The sequence below is a fragment of the Subtercola boreus genome (assembly GCF_006716115.1).
GTDB lineage: Bacteria > Actinomycetota > Actinomycetes > Actinomycetales > Microbacteriaceae > Subtercola > Subtercola boreus.
This window is the reverse complement of sequence record NZ_VFOO01000001.1, coordinates 1145731-1166943: the sequence shown is the minus strand read 5'-3', so window position 1 is coordinate 1166943 and position 21213 is coordinate 1145731. Positions and strand designations below refer to the sequence as shown.

18 protein-coding genes are annotated in these 21213 nt (G+C 69.5%); all 18 read right to left on the bottom strand.

The features are described from left to right. Positions 1-21 precede the first annotated feature (21 nt). Positions 22-1479 carry a glutamate synthase subunit beta gene (locus tag FB464_RS05435; RefSeq protein WP_116414773.1) on the bottom strand — a complete coding sequence of 486 codons (1458 nt, stop codon included), beginning with the start codon at positions 1477-1479 and terminating at the stop codon, positions 22-24. Next, complete coding sequence (gltB, locus tag FB464_RS05430) at positions 1472-6049, bottom strand: glutamate synthase large subunit (RefSeq protein WP_116414774.1); 4578 nt, start codon at positions 6047-6049, stop codon at positions 1472-1474. The genes FB464_RS05435 and gltB overlap by 8 nt, the downstream gene beginning before the upstream one ends. Positions 6050-6187: 138 nt before the next feature. Next, complete coding sequence (lgt, locus tag FB464_RS05425) at positions 6188-7252, bottom strand: prolipoprotein diacylglyceryl transferase (protein ID WP_425472400.1); 1065 nt, start codon at positions 7250-7252, stop codon at positions 6188-6190. Between the two features lie 69 nt (positions 7253-7321). Then, positions 7322-8128, bottom strand: a complete 807-nt coding sequence (gene trpA / locus FB464_RS05420; protein ID WP_116414776.1) for a tryptophan synthase subunit alpha — start codon at positions 8126-8128, stop codon at positions 7322-7324. Then, on the bottom strand, positions 8125-9462 hold the full coding sequence (gene trpB / locus FB464_RS05415) for a tryptophan synthase subunit beta (RefSeq protein ID WP_116414777.1): 1338 nt from the start codon (positions 9460-9462) through the stop codon (positions 8125-8127). Before trpB ends, trpA begins: the two co-directional genes overlap by 4 nt. After that, complete coding sequence (gene trpC / locus FB464_RS05410) at positions 9459-10232, bottom strand: indole-3-glycerol phosphate synthase TrpC (protein ID WP_116414778.1); 774 nt, start codon at positions 10230-10232, stop codon at positions 9459-9461. The genes trpB and trpC overlap by 4 nt, the downstream gene beginning before the upstream one ends. A 6-nt stretch (positions 10233-10238) precedes the next feature. Then, a complete protein-coding gene (locus FB464_RS05405; protein ID WP_116414779.1) occupies positions 10239-10469 on the bottom strand; it encodes a DUF6704 family protein in 231 nt (76 codons plus the stop codon). 117 nt (positions 10470-10586) lie between these two features. Then, positions 10587-11327, bottom strand: coding sequence for a Trp biosynthesis-associated membrane protein (locus FB464_RS05400; protein WP_116414780.1), 741 nt, complete (start codon positions 11325-11327; stop codon positions 10587-10589). Further along, positions 11324-12937: an anthranilate synthase component I gene (locus FB464_RS05395; RefSeq protein WP_116416573.1), complete on the bottom strand. Its 1614-nt coding sequence runs from the start codon at positions 12935-12937 to the stop codon at positions 11324-11326. The genes FB464_RS05400 and FB464_RS05395 overlap by 4 nt, the downstream gene beginning before the upstream one ends. A gap of 5 nt (positions 12938-12942) precedes the next feature. Further along, entirely contained in the window at positions 12943-13353 is a 411-nt protein-coding gene (gene hisI / locus FB464_RS05390; RefSeq protein WP_116416572.1) for a phosphoribosyl-AMP cyclohydrolase, read from the bottom strand. A 14-nt stretch (positions 13354-13367) separates the two neighbouring features. Then, a complete protein-coding gene (gene hisF, locus FB464_RS05385) occupies positions 13368-14129 on the bottom strand; it encodes an imidazole glycerol phosphate synthase subunit HisF (protein ID WP_116414781.1) in 762 nt (253 codons plus the stop codon). A 61-nt stretch (positions 14130-14190) separates the two neighbouring features. Continuing rightward, positions 14191-15030, bottom strand: coding sequence for an ATP phosphoribosyltransferase (hisG, locus tag FB464_RS05380; protein WP_116414782.1), 840 nt, complete (start codon positions 15028-15030; stop codon positions 14191-14193). Between the two features lie 36 nt (positions 15031-15066). Continuing rightward, positions 15067-15330: a phosphoribosyl-ATP diphosphatase gene (locus FB464_RS05375; RefSeq protein ID WP_116283157.1), complete on the bottom strand. Its 264-nt coding sequence runs from the start codon at positions 15328-15330 to the stop codon at positions 15067-15069. Between the two features lie 5 nt (positions 15331-15335). Then, positions 15336-16013: a ribulose-phosphate 3-epimerase gene (gene rpe / locus FB464_RS05370; protein WP_116414783.1), complete on the bottom strand. Its 678-nt coding sequence runs from the start codon at positions 16011-16013 to the stop codon at positions 15336-15338. 10 nt (positions 16014-16023) lie between these two features. Continuing rightward, positions 16024-16302, bottom strand: a complete 279-nt coding sequence (locus tag FB464_RS05365; protein ID WP_116414784.1) for a hypothetical protein — start codon at positions 16300-16302, stop codon at positions 16024-16026. Between the two features lie 175 nt (positions 16303-16477). Further along, positions 16478-18130 (bottom strand): RsmB/NOP family class I SAM-dependent RNA methyltransferase, encoded by a 1653-nt coding sequence (locus FB464_RS05360; protein WP_211327367.1) that lies wholly within the window; start codon positions 18128-18130, stop codon positions 16478-16480. Continuing rightward, positions 18127-19062 (bottom strand): methionyl-tRNA formyltransferase, encoded by a 936-nt coding sequence (gene fmt / locus FB464_RS05355; protein ID WP_116414785.1) that lies wholly within the window; start codon positions 19060-19062, stop codon positions 18127-18129. Before fmt ends, FB464_RS05360 begins: the two co-directional genes overlap by 4 nt. Further along, positions 19059-21107: a primosomal protein N' family DNA-binding protein gene (locus FB464_RS05350; RefSeq protein ID WP_116416575.1), complete on the bottom strand. Its 2049-nt coding sequence runs from the start codon at positions 21105-21107 to the stop codon at positions 19059-19061. The genes fmt and FB464_RS05350 overlap by 4 nt, the downstream gene beginning before the upstream one ends. Positions 21108-21213: the final 106 nt, after the last annotated feature.

Genomic DNA, 21213 nt, shown 5'->3' with positions numbered 1-21213 from the left:
GTACGGGTAAGTCTGCTGGTTCTATACGGTGATTGCACGGTCGCGCGGGGAAACGGGGAATGGCAGTTCGGTGGCGCCTTCGAGGTATTTGTCGACGGCGGCGGCCGCAGCGCGACCCTCGGCGATGGCCCAGACGATCAGCGACTGGCCGCGCCCCGCGTCGCCGGCAACGAAGACGCCCGGGATGCTCGTCTCGTAGTCGTCGCCGCGCTCGACATTGCCGCGCTTGTCGAACGCCGCGCCCACCTGGTGGGTGAGGCTCTGGTCTTCGGGGCCGGTGAAGCCGAGCGCGAGCAGCACGAGGTCGGCCGGGATCTCGCGTTCGGTGCCCGCCTTCGGCACCCGGCGCCCGTCGAGGTACTCGGTCTCGGCCACGCGGATGGCGCGCACCTCGCCCGCCTCGTTCGACAGGAACTCGACGGTAGAGGCGAGGTAGACGCGCTCACCGCCCTCTTCGTGCGCGCTCGAGACCTCGAACAGGTTCGCGACCATCGGCCACGGCTGCTCCTCGGGCCGTTCGGAGGGCGGCTGCTGCCCGATGGCGAGGTTCGTCACCGAGATCGCCTGCTGGCGGTGGGCGGTCCCGATGCAGTCCGCACCGGTGTCGCCGCCGCCGAGAACCACGACGTGCTTGCCCTCGGCCGTGATCTGGTCGTGCACCGTGTCACCGGCGCCGACCTTGTTGCCCTGTACGAGGTATTCCATCGCGAAGTGCACACCTTCGAGGTCGCGCCCCGGGATCGGCAGGTCGCGGGGAACCGTGGCGCCGGTGCAGACGATCACCGAGTCGTAGCGCGACCGGAGGTCGGCCCAGGTGATGTCGACACCGATGTTGATGCCGGCGCGGAAGCGGGTTCCCTCGGCCATCATCTGGGTCAGCCTGGCTTCGAGGTGCTTCTTCTCCATCTTGAAGTCCGGGATGCCGTACCGCAGCAGGCCGCCGATGCGGTCGTCGCGCTCGTACACGGCCACGGTGTGGCCCGCCCGGGTGAGCTGCTGTGCCGCCGCGAGGCCCGCAGGGCCGGATCCGACCACGGCCACCGTCTTGCCGGTGAGTCGCTCGGGCGGGTGCGGGGTGACCCAGCCGTTGGCGAAGGCCTGGTCGATGATCGAGACCTCGACCTGCTTGATCGTCACCGCGGGCTGGTTGATGCCCAGCACGCACGAACTCTCGCAGGGCGCCGGGCAGAGCCGGCCGGTGAACTCGGGGAAGTTGTTCGTGGCGTGCAGGCGCTCGATTGCCTGCCGGCCCTCACCGCGCCAGGTCAGGTCGTTCCACTCGGGGATCAGGTTGCCGAGCGGGCAGCCGTGGTGGCAGAACGGGATGCCGCAGTCCATGCAGCGACCGGCCTGGCGGCGGGTCTCCGACGGATCGGCGGCCTCGTAGACCTCTTTCCAGTCCATCAGGCGGATCGGAACGGGACGGCGCTTGGGGACCTCGCGCTCCGTGACCTTCAGGAATCCCTTGGGATCAGCCACCGGTAACCTCCAGGATTCTCTCCCAGACCACATCGCCGTCGGGGTCGAGACCCTCGTCGACGGCGGACTGGCGGGTTGCAAGCACGGCCGCGTAGTCGCGCGGCAGCACCTTGACGAACTCTGCCTGAGCAGCAGGGAAGTCGGCGAGCAGAGCGGCCGCGACCGTGGATCCGGTCTCGGCTTCGTGCTCGACGAGCAGGGAACGCACCAGTTCGGCGTCGTTCGCGTCGAGCGGCAGAAGCTGCAGCTCACCCGAACCGAGCGAATCGGTGTTGACGAGTTCGGAACGGAGCTTGTACACGTAGGCGGTTCCGCCCGACATGCCCGCGCCGAGGTTCCGCCCGGTCGTACCGAGGATGAGCGCGATCCCGCCGGTCATGTACTCGAGGGCGTGGTCACCCACCCCTTCGGCAACGGCCGTCGCGCCGGAGTTCCGAACCAGGAAGCGCTCACCCACGATGCCCCGGATGAACATACTGCCGCTCGTCGCGCCGTAGCCGATCACGTTGCCGGCGATGACGTTCTGCTCGGCCGCGAAGGTGGCTGCCCGGTTGGGGCGCACGATCACGCGACCACCGGAGAGGCCTTTGCCGACATAGTCGTTCGAGTCGCCCTCGAGCCGCAGCGTGATGCCACGGGGCATGAAGGCCCCGAGGGACTGGCCGGCAGACCCGGTCAGGGTGACCTGGATCGTGTCGTCGGGCAGGCCGTCTTCGCCGTGGCGCACCGTGACCTCGTGGCCGAGCATCGTGCCGACGGCACGCTCGGTGTTGCGGATCGGCAGGCTGATCACGACGGGCTCGCCGAACTCGAGCGCTTCGGCCGAGTCACGGATGAGCCGGTTGTCGAAGTGCTTGTCGAGGTCGTGCTTCTGCTGGCGGTGGTTCACCCGCGGCTCGTCGTCGGCGAACTCGGGGCCGACGAGGATCGGGCTGAGGTCGAGGCCATCGGCCTTCCAGTGCTCCAGGGCGTGGTCGACGTTCAACAGCTCGTGGTGACCGATGGCCTCTTCGAGCGAGCGGAAACCGAGTTCGGCGAGATACTCGCGAACCTCCTGGGCCAGGAACTCGAAGAAGTTCACCACGAACTCGGGCTTGCCGGTGAACCGCGCGCGGAGCTCGGGGTTCTGCGTCGCGACGCCCACGGGGCAGGTGTCGAGGTGGCAGACGCGCATCATGACGCAGCCGGAGACGACGAGGGGTGCGGTGGCGAAACCGAACTCCTCAGCCCCCAGCAGGGCGCCGACGATGACGTCGCGGCCGGTCTTCATCTGGCCGTCGACCTGCACGACCACGCGGTCGCGCATGCCGTTCAGCATCAGTGTCTGCTGCGTCTCGGCGAGACCGAGCTCCCAGGGGGTTCCGGCGTGCTTCAGCGAGTTGAGCGGGCTGGCGCCCGTTCCGCCGTCGTGGCCGGATACGAGCACGACGTCGGCCAGGGCCTTCGTCACACCGGCCGCGACCGCTCCGATGCCGTTCTGGCTGACGAGCTTCACGTGCACGCGGGCCTCGGGGTTCGCGCGCTTGAGGTCGAAGATCAGCTGCTTGAGGTCTTCGATCGAGTAGATGTCGTGGTGCGGGGGCGGCGAGATGAGGCCGACGCCTGCTGTTGCGTGGCGGGTGCGCGCGATCCACGGGTACACCTTGGTCGGAGGCAGTTGCCCGCCCTCGCCGGGCTTCGCGCCCTGCGCCATCTTGATCTGGATGTCGGTGGCGTGCGTGAGGTACATGCTCGTCACGCCGAACCGGCCCGAGGCGACCTGCTTGATCGCGCTGCGGCGTTCGGGGTCGAGGAGTCGCTCGGTGTCCTCTCCGCCCTCACCGGTGTTCGACTTGCCGCCGAGGCGGTTCATCGCGATGGCGAGGGTGGTGTGGGCCTCCTCGGAGATCGAGCCATAGCTCATCGCCCCCGTGGAGAAGCGCTTGACGATCGATTCGACCGACTCGACTTCGTCGAGCGGCACAGCGGGGCGGACATCCGTCTTCAGCTTGAACAACCCCCGGAGGGTCATCAGCTCGGCGGCCTGGTCGTCGACGAGCTTCGTGTACTCGCGGAAGATGTCGTACCGGCGCGCACGGGTGGAGTGCTGCAGCCGGAAGACGGTGTCCGGGTTGAAGAGGTGCGGCGGGCCTTCGCGGCGCCACTGGTACTCACCGCCCACGGCGAGCGGTTCGTGCACGGTGATCGCGCCGTCCTCGGGGAATGCCGCCCGGTGCCGGCTGCCGCTCTCGGCGGCGATGACGTCGATGCCGACTCCGCCGAGCTTCGAGGATGTTCCCGTGAAGTACTGGGCGACGAAGGCCTTGTCGAGACCGACTGCCTCGAAGGCCTGCGCGCCGGCGTACGACGAGACCGTCGAGATGCCCATTTTGGACATGATCTTCAGCACACCCTTGCCGAGCGCCTTGATGACGTTCTTCACGGCCTTCTCGGGCGTGATGCCGGTGATCATGCCGCCACGCACGAGGTTCTCGCACGTCTCCATGGCGAGGTAGGGGTTGATCGCCGAAGCGCCGTACCCGATGAGCAGCGCGACGTGGTGCACCTCGCGCACATCGCCTGCCTCGACGATGATGCCGACCTTCATCCGGGTCTCTTCGCGGATGAGGTGGTGGTGCACACCCGCGAGCATCAGGAGCGAGGGAACCGGCGCATACTCCTTGTTGGAGTCGCGGTCGGAGAGCACGATGAACAGCGCGCCGTTCGCGATCGCCTCGTCGGCCTCTGCGCACATTTCGGCGATGCGCTCCTGCATGGCGGAGGGGCCGTTCTCGACCCGGTAGAGGCCGCGGATGGTCGTGGTGGTCGAACTGCCGGAGGTGGGGTCGATGTGCTGGATCTTCGCCAGCTCGTCGTTGTCGATCACCGGGAAGTCGAGGATGACCTGGCCGGTGTGCCCGGGGGTCGCGTCGAGCAGGTTCCGCTCCGGCCCGAGCCCGAGCCGGAGGGAGGTGACGACCTCCTCGCGGATCGAGTCGAGCGGCGGGTTCGTCACCTGGGCGAACTGCTGGGTGAAGTAGTCGAACAGCAGCCGGGGGCGCTTCGAGAGCACCGCGATGGGTGTGTCGGACCCCATGGCACCGAGCGGCTCCGCGCCGTTCTTCGCCATCGGGGTGAGCAGGATGCGGATCTCCTCCTCGGTGAAACCGAAGGTGCGCTGGCGGCGCGTGACCGAGGCGGGCGTGTGCACGATGTGCTCGCGCTCCGGGAGGTCGCGGAGGTTGATCCGGCCCTGATCGAGCCATTCGGCCCAGGGCTCGCTGGCGGCGAGGTCGGACTTGATCTCGTCGTCTTCGATGAGGCGGCCGGCCTCGGTGTCGACGAGGAACATCTTGCCGGGGCGGAGCCGGCCCTTCCGAACGACTCTGGCCGGGTCGACGTCGAGCACGCCGATCTCGCTGGCGAGCACGACGAGGCCGTCGTCGGTGATCAGGTAGCGACCGGGGCGGAGACCATTGCGGTCGAGTGTCGCGCCCACCAAATCGCCGTCGGTGAAGACGAGGGCGGCGGGACCGTCCCACGGCTCCATCAGCATGGAGTGGAACTCGTAGAACGATCGCCGTTCGGGGTCGAAGTCGGCGTTGTTCTCCCAGGCCTCCGGCACCATCATCATGATGGCGTGCGGCAGCGGCCGGCCCGCGAGGGTCAGCAGTTCGACCACCTCGTCGAAGGAGGCCGAGTCGCTCGCGCCGGGGGTGACGATCGGCAGCAGCGGCTGCATGTCACCGAGCAGCTCGCTCTTCAGCTGGGACTGCCGGGCGCGCATCCAGTTGCGGTTGCCCTGCACCGTGTTGATCTCGCCGTTGTGCGCCATCATGCGGAGGGGCTGGGCCAGCGGCCAGGACGGGAACGTGTTGGTCGAGTACCGCGAGTGCACCAGCGCCAGCTTCGAGGCGAAGCGCTCGTCGCTGAGGTCGGGGTAGAACGGCTCGAGCTGCAGCGTCGTGACCATGCCCTTGTAGGTCAGGGTGCGGGCCGAGAGCGACATGAAGTACACCTCGTGCTCGTGCTCGACGCGCTTGCGGAGACGGTAGGTGAGCCGGTCGAGCTGGATGCCCGCGGGGGTGTTGCCCGAGGCGTCGTGGTGCTTGGCGGTGACGAACAGCTGCCGGATCGCGGGCATCGCCTCGCGGGCCAGCCGGCCGAGTTCGTCGGGCCGCACGGGCACGTCGCGCCAGCCGAGCACGGTGAGGCCCTCTTCGTCGGCGATCTCCGCGAGGCGGGCGATCACCGTCTCGCGCTCATCGTGGTCGAGGGGCAGGAAGGCGTTGCCGACGGCGTAGTGGCCGACCGGGGGCAGCTCGAAGCCTGCGACAGCGCGCAGGAACTCGTCGGGGATCTGGGTCAGGATGCCCGCACCGTCACCGGTACCGGCATCCGAGCCGACAGCTCCCCGGTGCTCGAGGTGCCGCAGGGCATCCAGAGCCGTGTCGATGATGTCGTGCCCGGCCGTGCCACGGAGAGTGGCGACCATGGCGAGGCCACAGGCGTCCTTCTCGTTCGCAGGGTCGTACATGCCCTGCGTGTTCGGGTTCATGCTGAAGCTGGGCGAGATGCTGTGCTCAACCATAGGAATCCATCCCCCCGGAACTGTGACGACCGGGTTGTGCTGAATTGGGACGCCGGCGGCCCGAGTGGAGAAGTGCGATGGTGATGAGTGCAGTGGAGTGCGACTGCAGCTGGTGGTGCCTGGCTTGTTTCGGCCTGCCTACTTCTTTCCGACTGTGCTTGTGGCCTTCGGTTCGAGAGGTGCGTCTGCCACAGACTCTTCCGAGGCATCGTTGCTGCGGAGTTCTTCGTCTGTGTACCTGTCCACCGAGTCTACCTCAGCGTTCGCCGGTGACCACGCAATTCCCGAGCGGTACGGTCCGCGCTCGAGACCGGGGTGGCGCTTCGTCTGCACGATGATCAGGATGAGGCCGAGCAGGATGGCGATCCAGGAGGCCCAGACGTTGGTGCGCACGCCGAAGAAGATCTCGCTGGGGTCGATGCGGATCGTCTCGAAGACGCTCCGGCCGGCGCCGTACCAGATGAGGTAGGCGCCGAAGACCTTGCCCCACTGGAGCTTCAGTCGGCTCGACAGAACCAGCAGCACGATGACGCCGATGACATCCCAGATGACCTCGTAGGCGAACGTCGGCTGGAAGAGGGTTCCGGGCGCGAGGCCGATCGGGATGGCCGGGTTGGGGGACGCGATCTCGAGGCCCCACCAGCCGTCGGTCGGGTAGCCGAACAGTTCCTGGTTGAAGTAGTTGCCGAACCGGCCGAAGGCCTGCGCGAGCAGGAGGCCGGGCGCGAGGGCGTCACCGAACGTCCAGAGCCGGATGCCGGTGAGGCGGCAGCCGATGTACGCGCCGAGGGCGCCCCCGAGCAGTCCGCCGTAGATGGCGATCCCGCCCTCCCAGATGTAGAGCGTCTTCAGCAGGTCTGCGCCGGGGTAGAAGTAGTCGCCGGGGTGGGTGAGCACGTGGAAGACACGGGATCCGATGATTCCGAGCGGCACCGCCCAGAGGATGATGTCGAGCACGATGCCCGGCTCCGCGCCCCGCTTGGTGAGCCGGCGTGACGTCATGATCGTGGCGATGACGATGCCGAGCAGGATGCACAGGGCGTAGATGCGGATGCTCAGGTTCCAGTTGTCGGGCAGGGCGAGGCCCAACGTGCGAATCCACCCGGTGATGTCAAGCGAGTTGATCGACGGGCTGGGAATGCTCTGCGGCAGAAACACCTGGTGGTAGACCTTCCATGCGGGAACCGAAAGCGAAGAGGGCAATCGGCAAGCCCAATTCTAGGGTGCGCCGTGAGGGCGCGCGTGACAGGGGGCTGCTGTCTGCCCGGTCTCTCAGAGTGAGCGTGCAGTGCCGGCGGCGAGGGATGCGGCCACCTTCGCCACGCCCTGCACCCCGTCGTCGCTGAGCGCGCGTACCAGCGCTGAGCCCACGATCGCGCCGTCGGCGTACTCCAGCACCTCGGCGACCTGGTCGCCCGTCGAGATGCCGATGCCGACGCAGGCGCTCGTGGAACCGGCCGCCCGGAGGCGGTCGACGAGGGTGCGGGCGGAGACGTCGACGTCGCTCCGGGCGCCGGTGACACCCATTGTGGAGACCACGTAGACGAAGCCGCGGCTGTTCGTCACCGCCAGTTCGAGGCGCTCGGCGGTGGAGGTGGGGGCGGCGAGGAAGACCCGGTCGAGCCCTGTGCGGTCGCTTGCCGCGAGCCAGTCCCGGCCGGAGTCGACGGTGAGGTCGGGCGTGATGAGGCCGGCGCCACCGGCGGAGACGAGGTCGTCGGCGAACCGGTCGACCCCGTACTGCACCACGGGGTTCCAGTACGTCATGAGCAGGATGGGGGCATCCACCCGGGAGCGGATCGCCTCGACCGCCGTGAAGGCGTCACGCAGCCGGAAGCCGTTCTCGAGGGCGGTCTGGGTCGCCCTCTGGATGACCGGGCCGTCCATCACCGGATCGGAGTAGGGCAGGCCGAGTTCCAGCACGTCGACGCCGTTCTCGACCAGCGCGACCGCGGCGTCGACACTCTGTTCGAGAGTCGGGAAGCCGACGGGCAGGTAGCCGATCAGGGCTCCGGCCCGGTCGCGGTTGGCCTCCGCGATGCGGGTGCCGACGGGCGAAACGGTGGTGGTGCCGCTCACAGCTGCACTCCTCGACCGGAGGCGAGCTCGGCCGCTTCCCCGGAGCCCGCTCGGAGCTCGTCGGTCAGGGCGTCGCTGGCCAGCTCGCCCGGCTCGAGGGAACTCGCCTCGAGTTCGGTGGCGACGAGAGCGACCTCGTCGAGCACGCCGAAGTAGCGTGCCGCCGTCTCCACGTCTTTGTCGCCGCGACCGCTCAGGTTCAGCAGGATGACCGCACCCTCACCGAGCTCGCGGCCGAGCTCCAGGGCACCGGCCAGGGCGTGCGCCGACTCGATGGCCGGGATGATCCCTTCGGTCTGGCAGAGCAGGCGGAACGCCGCCATCGCCTCGGAGTCGGTCACGGGAACGTACTGGGCCCGGCCGATCGACGCCAGCCAGGCGTGCTCGGGGCCGACACCCGGGTAGTCGAGACCCGCGGAGATCGAGTGCGAGTCGAGGGTCTGGCCATCTTCGTCCTGCAGCATCATGCTGCGGGAGCCGTGCAGCACTCCCGGGCGGCCCATCGTGATCGTTGCGGCGTGGCGGAGGGTGTCGACACCGTCGCCGGCTGCCTCGTAGCCGATCAGCGTGACATCCGGATCGTCGAGGAAGGCGTGGAAGATGCCGATGGCGTTCGAACCCCCGCCGACACAGGCGACCACGGCGTCGGGCAGCGCTCCGGTGAGGTCGAGCACCTGCTGGCGCGCCTCCTCGCCGATGATCTTGTGGAAGTCGCGCACCATGACGGGGAACGGATGCGGGCCGGCCACGGTGCCGAGCACGTAGTGGGTGTCTTCGACGTTGGCGACCCAGTCGCGGAAGGCCTCGTTGAGGGCGTCCTTCAGGGTGCGGGTTCCCGTCGTCACGGGGATGACCTCGGCGCCCAGCAGCCTCATCCGGGCGACGTTCAGCGCCTGGCGCTCGGTGTCGACCTCACCCATGTAGACGACGCAGCTCATGCCCATCAGGGCGGCCGCGGTCGCCGTGGCGACGCCGTGCTGGCCCGCGCCGGTCTCGGCGATCAGGCGGGTCTTGCCGAGCCGCTTCGCGAGCAGGGCCTGGCCGAGCACATTGTTGATCTTGTGCGAGCCGGTGTGGTTCAGGTCTTCACGCTTCAGGATGATGCGGGCGTTGCCCGCATGCTTCGCGAACCGGGGAACCTCGGTGAGGATCGAGGGACGACCGGTGTAGCTCCTGTGGAGCTCGGTGAGCTCGGCAGCGAAGGCCGGGTCGTTCTTGGCCTCGCCGTAGGCGACGGAGATCTCGTCGAGCGCGGCGATGAGCGACTCGGGCATGAACCTCCCGCCGAACTCGCCGAAGAACGGCCCCTGCTCGTCGCGGAGGTGCGTGGTCATGAGACTCCCAGGAATTCTTCGAGGGTGCGCGCGGGGTCGCCCGTGACGAGCGCCTCCCCCACGAGCACCACGTCGGCGCCGCTCGAGCGGTAGTGGCTGACATCGGCCGCCGTCTTCACGGCGGACTCGGCGACACGGACGATGCCGGCCGGGATGCGGTCGGCGAGAGTGCCGAAGAGGTCGCGGTCGAGCTCGAACGTCGACAGGTTGCGGGCGTTGACCCCGATCAGGGAGGCACCCACGTCGAGTGCCCGTTCGACCTCGTCGGCGGAGTGCGTCTCGACCAGGGCGGTCATGCCGAGGGACTGGATGAGCTCCTGGAGGTGGGCGAGCTGCGCCTGGTCGAGCGCGGCGACGATCAGCAGAACGAGGTCGGCCCCCGCCGCGCGAGCCTCGAAGACCTGGTAGTCGAGGGTGATGAAGTCTTTCCGGAGCACCGGGATGGAGACGGCGTCACGCACGAGTTCGAGGTCTTCGAGCGTGCCTTTGAACTTGCGGCCCTCGGTGAGCACACTCACGGTGCTGGCGCCGGCCGACTGGTAGGTGGAGGCGAGGGCGGCTGGGTCGCTGATGGCGGCGAGGGCACCGCGCGAAGGACTCGAGCGTTTCACCTCGGCGATGATCTTGACACGTTCGGCCGGTGCGAGGAAGGCCAGGGCATCGAGCGCGGGCGGGGCGGCCAGCGCCCTGCGCTCGACCTCGTCGAAGGGAACGAGTTCGAGCCGCGCCGCTGCGTCTTCAGCAGCCCCGGCGGTCAGGGAGGAGAGCACGGGAGGTCAGTGCCCCCGGGCGGCAGACTTGGCGCCGCCGACGCCGTAGCCGGCCTTGGCGAGCCCGTAGCCCACCAGCAGACCGACGATCAGGAGGGCAACGGACGCCCAGACAAGCCACACGATGCTGAAGAAGAAGGCGGTCGTGCCGATGGCGAAGGCCACCAGCATGATGACGACGGCGGTCCACGATGCGGTCGAACTGCCGTGGCCCGGTTCTTCTGACTCGATGCTCATCTTGCTCCTTGAGAATTGTGTTCGCGGGTCGGCATCCATTCTATCGGGTGCCGCCGGGTGTGCTGGGTGGTGCAGTGCGGTGGTGCTGGTGGTGCGGTCGGTGTGGGCGGATGCCGCTCAGTCCGTCGGGTCCTGGCCGCGGGTGAGGCTGTCCCAGTTGTCGACCGCCGCGGTACGCGTGGTGTTGACGTCACGCGCGGGTGCCTTCGGGGCCGGCTCGTCGACCAGCAGATCGGCGGGGTTGCCCGATGTGCGGCCGTCGGATGCGGCGAAGGTCACCGGCTGGTACTTGCGGCCCGAGGCGGGCCAGCGGCGCACCGAGACGATGATCAGGATGCCCGTCAGCGCCATCAGCGCGCCGCTGGCGATCGCGAGGAACGGCCAGAGCTCCGTGCCCGAAGCGGTGGCGATCTGGCCGATCGACGACGTGCCGGCGACGCCCGTCGCCGTCGTGATCGCGGACTGCCCGGCCTGCACGGGGTCGGCCAGGGCTGACACGGACGAGACGGTGATCGAGAGTCCGAGCGCGAACTCGAGGGCGCCGAGCACGATCCGGATGACAGGGCCGGCGATGGCGAGGGCGGCCGACAGTGCCAGCCCTGCGAGGGCGAGGGCCGAGAGGGCGGGAGCCGCGACCGCGCCCTGCACCGTGACGGTGACGATGTCGCCGGCACGGCCCTGGGCGTGCAGGCTGAACCACGGCTGCGACCAGGCGAGGAAGACGAGCCCACTCCAGACGATGACGGCCAGGATCGTGTACGACTTCAGCCGGCGTGCTCTGGATGCTCGGAGCTCCGTCTCGCTGAGCACCGGCTCTGCAGCGCCCGGAGTGCCTGTCGCTCCCGTACCGCCGGTCATCCGACCCTCGTCATCGCGTTCGCGATCGCCACCGCGCGGAGCGGTGCCGCCGCCTTGTTCTGGGATTCGATGAACTCGGAATCGGGGTCCGAGTCGGCGACGAGCCCGCCGCCGGCCTGCACGCGCGCCACTCCGTCGGCGATGACAGCCGTGCGGATCGCGATGGCCAGGTCGGCGTCCCCGGCGAAGTCGAAGTAGCCCACCACTCCCCCGTAGAGCCCGCGCTGGGCGGGTTCCAGGTCGTCGATGATCTGCAGGGCACGCGGCTTCGGTGCGCCGGAGAGGGTGCCCGCGGGGAACGTCGCCCGGAACACGTCGATCGCCGTCACCTCGGGGGCGAGGGTGCCTTCGACCGAGGAGACGATGTGCATGATGTGACTGAACCGCTCGATGCGCATGAACTCGGTCACCTCGACGGATCCGGCTTCGCAGACCTTCAGCAGGTCGTTCCGAGCGAGGTCGACGAGCATCAGGTGCTCCGCTCGCTCCTTCGGGTCGGCCAGCAGTTCGGTCTCGAGGTCGAGGTCGGCCTCCACCGTGCGGCCGCGCGGCCGGGAGCCGGCGATGGGGTGGGTGAAGGCGGTGCCCGCGGCGACCTTCACCAGAGCCTCGGGGCTCGAACCCACGATCGCGTAGGGCTCGCGGGCCGGTGACTCGAGGTTCAGCAGATAGAGGTACGGGCTCGGGTTCAGGGTGCGGAGCACCCGGTAGACGTCGATCGGTTCCGCGGTGCACGCGAGGTCGAAACGCTGGGCGATCACGACCTGGAAGATGTCGCCGGCGCGGATGTGCTCTTTGGCCACGTCGATCGACGCCAGGAACTCGTCGCGGGTGGTGCGGGCATCCGGAACCGCCGACAGGCCGAAGTCGGCCTCGGCGAGCCACGCCTCCGCGGGCTTCGCCAGCCGGCGCTGCATCGAGTCGAGGCGGGTCTGGGCGTCGCGCCACAACTCGTCGGCGCTCAGCTTCTCCTCGTCTGCCGCGGCGCGCCTGCGGGAACCGGAACGGACCCCGCCCGCGCCGGCGGTGCCACTGCCACCGAGGCCAGCGCCGTCCGCCAGCACTGTCGAAACGAGTGTCACCGTGCCGAGCAGGTGGTCGACCGCGATCAGGTCGGAGACGAACGAGAGGGCCTGGCTCGGCATGCTGAAGTCGGCGGGGGGCCGGTTCGGCAGGTGCTCGATCTGGCGGATGGCCTCCCAGCCGATGAAACCGACGAGCCCGCCGGTGAGGGGCGGGTGCCCGGGGATGACCGGGGTCTTCCACTCCTCGTAGAGCTCCGCGAGGGCTTCGAGGGGGCCGGCGGGCATGCCCTGTGGGAAGGCGCGTGCCGCGCTCAACCCGGAGCCCATCCAGACGGCGCGGTCGCCCTCTGCGCTCAGCACGCCGTAGCTCGACACCCCGATGAAGGAGAACCGCGACCACACGCCGCCCTGCGCCGCCGACTCGAGCAGGAAGGTGCCCGGCCGGTTGTCGCTGAGCTTCCGGTAGATGCCCACCGGGGTCTCACCGTCGGCGAAGAGAGTGCGGATGACCGGCAGCACCCGGTGCGTCGAGAGGAGCGCGTCGAACTCTTCTCGCCTGGTCGAAGTCGTGGGAGTCTCTGCCATCACCATCATCCCTCGGTAGCGCCCGGCGCACCCTGCACCGGAGCAAGAGGGTCGCCGTCGAAGCAGGTTCGGGTGCCGGTGTGGCACGCGACGCCGATCTGGTCGACCGTCACCAGAAGCGTATCCCCATCGCAGTCGAGCGCCGCGCCGTGCACGTACTGGGCGTGGCCGGAGGTGTCGCCCTTCCGCCAGTACTCCTGGCGGGAGCGCGACCAGAAGGTCACGCGCCCGGTGGTGTACGTGCGGCGGAGGGCTTCGGCATCCATCCACCCCACCATCAGCACTTCGAGCGTGTCGAACTGCTGGATGACGGCCGGCAGCAGGCCTTTCGCGTCGAAGCTCGCGCGGGCGATCACGGCTTCCACATCGATGGGAAGCTCCCTGATGATGTCGCTCGACTCCGGTGTGTAGCCCATCGGTGTGTTGTCGCTCACCGGACAATCACTCCCCTCTCGGCCAGCGCCTCTTTGACGTCGCCGATGGTCAGTTCTCGGTTGTGGAAGACGGAGGCCGCGAGCACGGCGTCGGCTCCCGCCCCGACCGCCTCGGGGAAGTCGCCGAGCTTGCCGGCGCCGCCTGAAGCAATGACCGGCACGCTGCTGAGGGACTTCATGAGCCGGATCAGCTCGAGGTCGTAGCCGTCCTTCGTGCCGTCGGCGTCGATCGAGTTGACGAGCAGTTCGCCCGCGCCGAGTTCGATGGCGCGTTCGGCCCAGGCCAGGGCATCCAGGTCGGTCTCGCGGCGGCCACCGTGCGTGGTGACGACGAAGCCGGAGTCGGTGCTGGAGGAGCGTTTGACGTCGAGCGAGAGCACGAGCACCTGGGCGCCGAAGCGGTCGGCGATCTCGCCGAGCAACGCGGGGCGGGCGATGGCTGCGCTGTTGACGCCGACCTTGTCGGCCCCGCTCGCAAGCAGCCGGGCGACGTCTTCAGCGCTCCGCACTCCCCCGCCGACCGTCAGCGGGATGAAGACCTGCTCGGCCGTGCGGCGCACGATGTCGTAGGTCGTGTCGCGTTCGTCGACGGTGGCGGTCACGTCGAGGAAGGTGATCTCGTCCGCTCCCTGCGCGCTGTAGAGGCGTGCGAGCTCGACGGGATCGCCCGCGTCACGCAGGTTCTCGAAGTTGACACCCTTGACGACACGGCCAGCGGCCACGTCGAGGCACGGGATGACGCGGACGGCGAGCGTCATGCCGAAGCCTCGCGGCGTGTGAGCTGCATGGCCGAAGCCTCGCGGCGTGTGAGCGACATCGTCACAGCCTCGCGGCGTGGATCGGGCTGACCAGGATGGCGCGCGCCCCGACCTCCCAGAGGGAGTCCATGACGAGGTTCATCTCGGTTCGCGGGACCATCGCGCGGACGGCCACCCACTCGGGGTCGGCCAGCGGGGAGATCGTCGGCGACTCGATGCCGGGGGTGACGGCGGTCGCGGCGTCGAGGTGCACGCGGGGCACGTCGTAGTCCATCAGCACGTACTGGCGGGCGACGAGCACGCCCTGCAGGCGGCGGAGCAGGGTGTCGGCCCCGGCGTTCTGCACACCGGAGGAGATCAGCACGGCGGTGGACTGCAGGATGACTGGCCCGAAGATCTCGAGCCCGGCCTTCCGGAGCGTGCTGCCGGTCGAGACGACGTCGGCGACAGCATCCGCGACCCCGAGGCGCACAGCGGATTCGACGGCACCGTCGAGCTTGACGAGCGTGGCGGTGACGTTCGTCTGGGCGAGGAACGCGCCGACCAGGCCCGGGTAGCTGGTGGCGACGCGGAGACCCTGCAGCTGGTCGAGGCTGTCGAACCGGCCGCCGGGAGCGGCGAACCGGAACGTCGATTCGCCGAAGTTCAGCTCGGCGACCTCCGTGGCCGGCGACTCGGAGTCGAGCAGCAGGTCGCGGCCGGTGATGCCGACGTCGAGCGCGCCCGACCCGACATAGGTGGCGATGTCACGCGGGCGGAGGTAGAAGAACTCGACGTTGTTCCGCGGGTCCTGGGTGACGAGCTCCCGGGGGTCGCGGCGGCCGTGGTAGCCGGCCTCGGCGAGCATCTGGGCAGCGGTCTCCGACAGCGAACCCTTGTTGGGTACCGCGATTTTCAGCATGAGTGGTCTTTCGTGAGGATGTGGGGTGTGGTGCTCTTACAGGTGCTTGTACACGTCGGCGGGGCTGAGGCCCTTCGCCAGCATCATCACCTGCAGATGGTAGAGCAGCTGGGAGATCTCCTCCGCCGTCTCGTCGAGGCTCTGGAATTCGGCGGCCATCCACACCTCGGCGGCCTCTTCGACGATCTTCTTGCCGATGGCATGCACGCCGGCGTCGAGTTCGCGCACCGTGCCGGAGCCCTCGGGGCGGAGCTGCTGCTTCTGCTGCAGTTCCTCGAACAGGGAGTCGAAGGTCTTCACGGGATCTAGGTTACCGGGCTTCCGTGGCTGTGCTTCCCGGCGAGCTCCCGCAGCAGGCTGATCTGCGCGGCGGCGTTCTCGGCGCCGAAGACACTGGAACCGGCGACGAACGTGTCGGCACCGGCCGCCGCGGCGATCTCGATCGTCTTCTCGCTGATGCCACCGTCGACCTGCAGCCACACGTCGAGACCGCTCCTCTGCACGGCCTCGCGGGCAGCGGTGAGCTTCGGCATCGTGTCGGCCATGAACGACTGGCCACCGAAACCGGGCTCGACGGTCATGATGAGCAGCATGTCGAAATCGGCCAGCAGGTCGAGGTAGGGCGCGATGTCCGTGCCCGGCTTCACGGCGAGACCGGCCCGGGCGCCGATCTCACGGAGACGCTTCGCGGTGGCCACGGCATCCACCGCAGCCTCGGCGTGGAAGGTGACGGAGAACGCCCCGGTCTCGGCGTAGACGGGTGCCCAGCGGTCGGCATCGCTGATCATCAGGTGCAGGTCGAGCGGCAGCGGAGAGACCTTCTGCAGACTTTCGACGACCGGGAGCCCGAGGGTCAGGTTCGGCACGAAGTGATTGTCCATCACGTCGACGTGGATCAGGTCGGCGGTGGCGACGCGGTCGATCTCGGCCTGGAGGTTGGCGAAGTCGGCGGCGAGGATGCTGGGGTCGATTCTCACGGGCACGGCTCCAACCCTAGTTGACCGGCACCGGTCGCTCAGGCCGCTGGGACGGCGCCTCCCACAGTGCGCCGGACGAGCCACGCAGCCACCCCACGTGGTCCTGGTCGAGGAAGCTGAGCGAGTGCACCCGCCAGGTGCCACTCTTCATGATGGCCACGAGCGAATCGGATGCAGGCTCGGGGAACCCCCACTTGTACGGTGACGACCTCTTCTGCTGCACGAAGTACGACCCAGGCGGACACGGCGACTGCTTGCGCGCGACGGTCGCGTTGCTGTTCGATTCGGGCGACACGCCACGCTGCGACGCCGGCGAACACCGCCGCGACGAGCGCACCGACGGATGTCAGGGCGGCCAGCCACACCGGCATGTCGTTCACCGTGGCAGCCGTTCTGAGACAACCCGCCCGACAATAGTGAGTTTCTGTCGCTTGTTCATGGGATCCGACCTTACCGCAGGATCCAACCGCTCAGAGCTTTCGGAACAGGGCGATGAACATCGCGTCGGTGCCGTGCACGTGCGGCCAGAGCTGCGCCTGGGTTTCGTCGGTGCCGAGCACGAGGGGCGTGTCTGCGAGGGCCTGGAGCGTGGCCTGGGTGGCGAGCGGCTCCAGAGTTCCGGCATGGCGCTTCAGGGCATCCGTCGCCTGCCCACGCGTCTCGGCGACGTGCGGCGAACAGGTGAGGTAGGCGAGGATGCCGCCGGGCTTTAGGGCCGCCATGGCCGAGTCGATGAGCTTCGACTGGAGCACGACGAGTTCGGCGACGTCTTTCGGGGACTTGCGCCAGCGTGCTTCGGGCCGGCGCCTGAGTGCTCCGAGGCCGGTGCAGGGGGCGTCGACGAGGATGCGGTCGAACTCGCCGGGGTGGCTCTCGCCGACGGTGGTGCCGTCGAGCTCCCAGACGACGGGCGGGTCGGGTATCGCAGCCAGGGCGTTCCGCACGAGTTCGGCGCGGGCCGGAACGGGCTCATTGGCCGTGAGCACGGCTCCGCCTTCGCGTGCCTCCGCGGCGAGAACGGCCGATTTGCCGCCGGGGCCGGCGCAGAGGTCGAGCCAGCGTTCGCCCTTCCTGATCGGCTGGGCTCTGCTGAGGGCGAGGGCCGCGAGCTGCGATCCCTCATCCTGCACGCGCACAGTGCCGGCCTTCACTTCGGGGATGTCGCGCGGGTCACCTGATTCGGTGATGAATCCGAACGGTGAATAGGGCGCCGGATGCCCGTCCACCCCGATCTCGTCCCGGGTTGCGAGCCCGGGCAGGGCGACCAGGCCGAGCTTCGCGGGTTCGTTGTCGGCTTCGAGCAGTGCGACGAGGTCGACCTCGGCCTCGTCGGCGGTCGCGCCGTCGGTGAGGAGCGCGCGACGGAACGCGCGGATGATCCAGGACGGATGCGAGTACAGCACCTCGAGTCGGCCGTCGTCACCCTGGGCACTGCCCAGCACCCTGTCCTGCCACTCTTCGGGAGTCGAGCGGGTGATCGTGCGGAGCACACCGTTGACGAAGCCGGTGGACGACCGGGACGCGACCACCCGGGCGAGTTCGACGGCCTCGTTCACCGCGGCGTGACTCGCCACGCGGAGGGACAGAAGTTGGTGGGCGGCGAGTTCGAGCACATCGACGAGCGGGCCGTCGATCTCGTCGATGGGGCGGTTGGCAGCGAGCTCGATGACCCGGTCGTAGTAACCGCGGAGCCGGAGCGTTCCGTACGTGAGTTCGGTCGCAAGCCCCGCGTCGGCCGTGTTGAGCTTCGCGCGGGCGAGTTTCGTCGGCAGCAGCAGGTTGGCGTAGGCGTCGTCTTCACGGACAGCCCGGATCACCTCAAACGCGATCCGCCGCGCGGGCTGCACGGCTGTCGCGCTCTGCGTGCGTTCCCGCGGGCCCGGCGCGGTGCCGGAGCGGTCGCGCCCTGCCCCGTGGCCGCGGCCACGGTCGCGGCTCGCGGTGTCCCGGCCGGGCGTGTCTCGGCCGGGCGTGTCGCGGCCGGGGCTGGAGCTCCGGCCCTGGTTGGCACCCCGGCGGCCGTGCTTCGGCCGCTCGCCCGGGGCGCCGCTGTTCGCCGCACCGCTTCCGGTGCCGCCGGTGCCGCCCGTTCCGCCGCTGCCGCCGTCATTCGTGCCGCTCATTCCGCCACCACCTCGATCGTCGAATCGTCTGCGGCACCGCTTCCGACGCCGCGCCACCAGTCCGCTGCCGCCATCGGCTTCTTCCCCGATGGTTGCACACGAACGAGTCGGAGAGGCGCGTCGGCCGTGCCGACCACCGGCGACCGGCCGTCGAGGCGGATGCGCCCGGGCGGCAGAGGGGGCGTGTCGCGGGCGGGTTCCGCCTCCAGTATCTTGAAGCGCTCGCCCGCGATCGTCGTGAACGCACCCGGTTCGGGTGTGACGCCGCGGAGGCGCTGGTAGATCTCGGCCGAGCTTCGAGTCCAGTCGAGCCGGGCATCCTCGATGCCGAGCTTCGGGGCCAGGGTGGGTTCGCCCCGCTGTTCGGCCGAGACCGCGGTGCCTTCGGCCAGGCCGGCCACGACCTCGGCGACCAGTGCCGCGCCGTCGACGGCCAACGCATCGAGCAGGCTGCCCGCGCTCTGGTGGGCACCGATCGGGGTGCGGATGCTCTGGAACACCGGTCCGGCATCCATTCCTGCGACGAGTTGGAACACGGATGCCCCGGTCACGGAGTCGCCCGCGATGACCGCGTGCTGCACCGGGGCCGCCCCACGCCAGCGCGGCAGCAGCGAGAAGTGCAGGTTGATCCAGCCGAGCCGGGGCGTGCTGAGCAGGGGCTCCCGCACAAAACCTCCGTACGCGACGATCACGCCCAGGTCGGCATCGAGGGCAGCGATCCGCGCGGTGACCTCGTCGTCGAGCCGGTTCGCCTTGATGACCGGGAGGCCGAGCTCGTCGGCCAGGGTGGCGACGGGCGACGGGGTGAGCACGCGCTTCCGGCCCTGGGGAGCATCCAACCGGGTGATCACGGCAACGACCTCGTGGTCGGCAGCCAGGCGGCGGAGGGTGGGGGTCGCAACCTCAGGGGTTCCGGCGAAGACAAGTCTCACTCGAGGATCTCCAGGTCGTCGAAGCGCACCCGGAGGGTGGGCGGTGGTCGGTAGTTGGCGGGTTTGCCCGGGATCTTGCGCCTGCTCGTCGCGTTCTTGATGACGGCGGCGCGGAGCGTCGAGGCGACGTTCGCGCCCACCGCGTAGTCGAAACGCACGATGGAGCGCACGAAGTCGTCGGCCTCGTCGGGAACCGGTCCGAGCACGTCTATCTTCGCGCTGTCTTCGCCCTGCACCGAATCGTGCAGCTCCTGCACAGCCTTCGAGACCGCGTCAGGGGTGCCTCGCACGGTCGCGATCCGCACGGCGGGTGGGAAGCGGAGGCGCCTCCGGTCGGCGAGTTCCGCGCTGGCGAACCGGGCGTGCTGCCAGGTGACGAGGGTTCGGGCGAGCTCGCCGCCGACGCCGACGATCACGGCCGGGGCGCGGGGAGCCGCGAGAGCGATGGCGTTCGACCACCAGCGCAGGCAGTCCTCAGCCACCGTGAGCGACTCGCGCGCGAGCATCCGTTCGCCGTCGAGCAGCAGCACGGCATGGTAGCCGCCGGCCGCGACCGGTTCGGCGCCGCGGGTCGCGATGACGAGGGCCGGTGCCGACCCCACGTCACCCAGGGAGCGCGAACCGTCGGAGACGATGATGCGCGTGGCGGGAAAGGCGCGGCCGAGCTCCTCCGCGGTGCGGGTGCTGCCCTGGCCCACCAGGCGGAAGGTCGTGCCCTCGCAGTGGCGGCACTGCCACTGAGCGGCGATCGCGCCGCACCAGGCGCAGGAGGGCGGCGAGGAGCGGGAGGCCTGGCGGAGCGGACCGTCGCAGACGAGGCAGTGTGCCGGATTCGTGCAGCTCGCGCAGGCGAGCACCGGGGCGTACCCGGGGCGGGCGACCTGCACGAGCACCGGACCCGTCTCGAGGGCCTTGCGGGCGGCGTTCCATGCGCTCGACGGGATGCGGGCGGACTGCGCGAGCCGGTCGTTCGAGGACTGCGCTGAGGTGGGGACGACATTCGGCAGGAACCGCGGGTTCTGCGGCAGGTCGGAGAGGAAGCCGAGCTCGACCAGCCGTTCGACCTCGGAGCTCCGCGAGTGTGACACGAATGCCAGCGCCGCACCGCTCAGCTCCTGCCGCACGAGCGCTGCGTCGCGGGACGAGACGTAGGGGCTGAGCGGCTCCTCGTGCAGCGGGTCGGCTTCGTCCCAGAGGGCGATCAGTCCGAGGTCGTGGGCGGGGGCGTAGATCGCTGAGCGGGTGCCGACGATGACACGCGGTACGGGCTCCAGGCATTCGAGGAAGTGGCCGTAGCGTTCCGGGTTCGTCTGGTGGGCATCCAGCGGCGAGACCCGCTCTGGAGCGACCCCGGCACCACGGAGAGCGGTGGTGAGCTGTTCCTGGTCACGGTAGTCGGGCACCACCAGAATGGATGACCGGCCGAGCCCCAGTGTGAATGCCGCCATGGCGGCCATCGTCTCGGCCCAGGCACCCACCCACTCGCCGCCCGTGGTCTGCCGCACGGTGGGCACCGCCGTGATCGCGAGGCGCGCCCGCGCCCGAAGGGCGGCCTCGACGACGCCGTCGCCGTACCCCGTGATGGCGGGGGTGACGGCCGGCGATGGAGTGGCAGGCCCGTGGGCCGCAGCTGGCTCGGAAGCGGCAGCGACGTCGCCTGTCACGGGAGTCTCGGCCGGCTCGTCGGCTGCCGCGGCCGCCGCCTGCCGCGCCACCCACGCCTTCTCGACGCGCACCGTGCGCGGCGGCACCGCGAGGCGGACGACGTCGCTCGCATTCCCGGCAGCGCGGCTGGCCACACGCCGGGCGAGCTGCCACACCTCGGGCGTGAGCACCGGCACAGGCGAAACGATCTCCTCGATGTCGCTGAGGGTGCCCACGTAGTCGGCGTGGTCGGTCACTTCGATGATGTACGCCCGCGAGACACGCCCCGCCGAGCGGAGCGGAACCTTCACGCGCACGCCCGGCCGGGCATCCGCCAGCAGGCTCTCGGGGATGCGGTAGTCGAAGAGCCGGTCGAGCTGCGGCAGCGGCGACTCGAGCATCACCCGGGCGACGCGCGTGGCTGTGCGCGCCGCGACAGGCTCGCCGCCCCCGCCGCCCCCGGCGCCGCCGGTCGGGGCCGGGGGTTCAGCCGCACCGCCGCCAGCC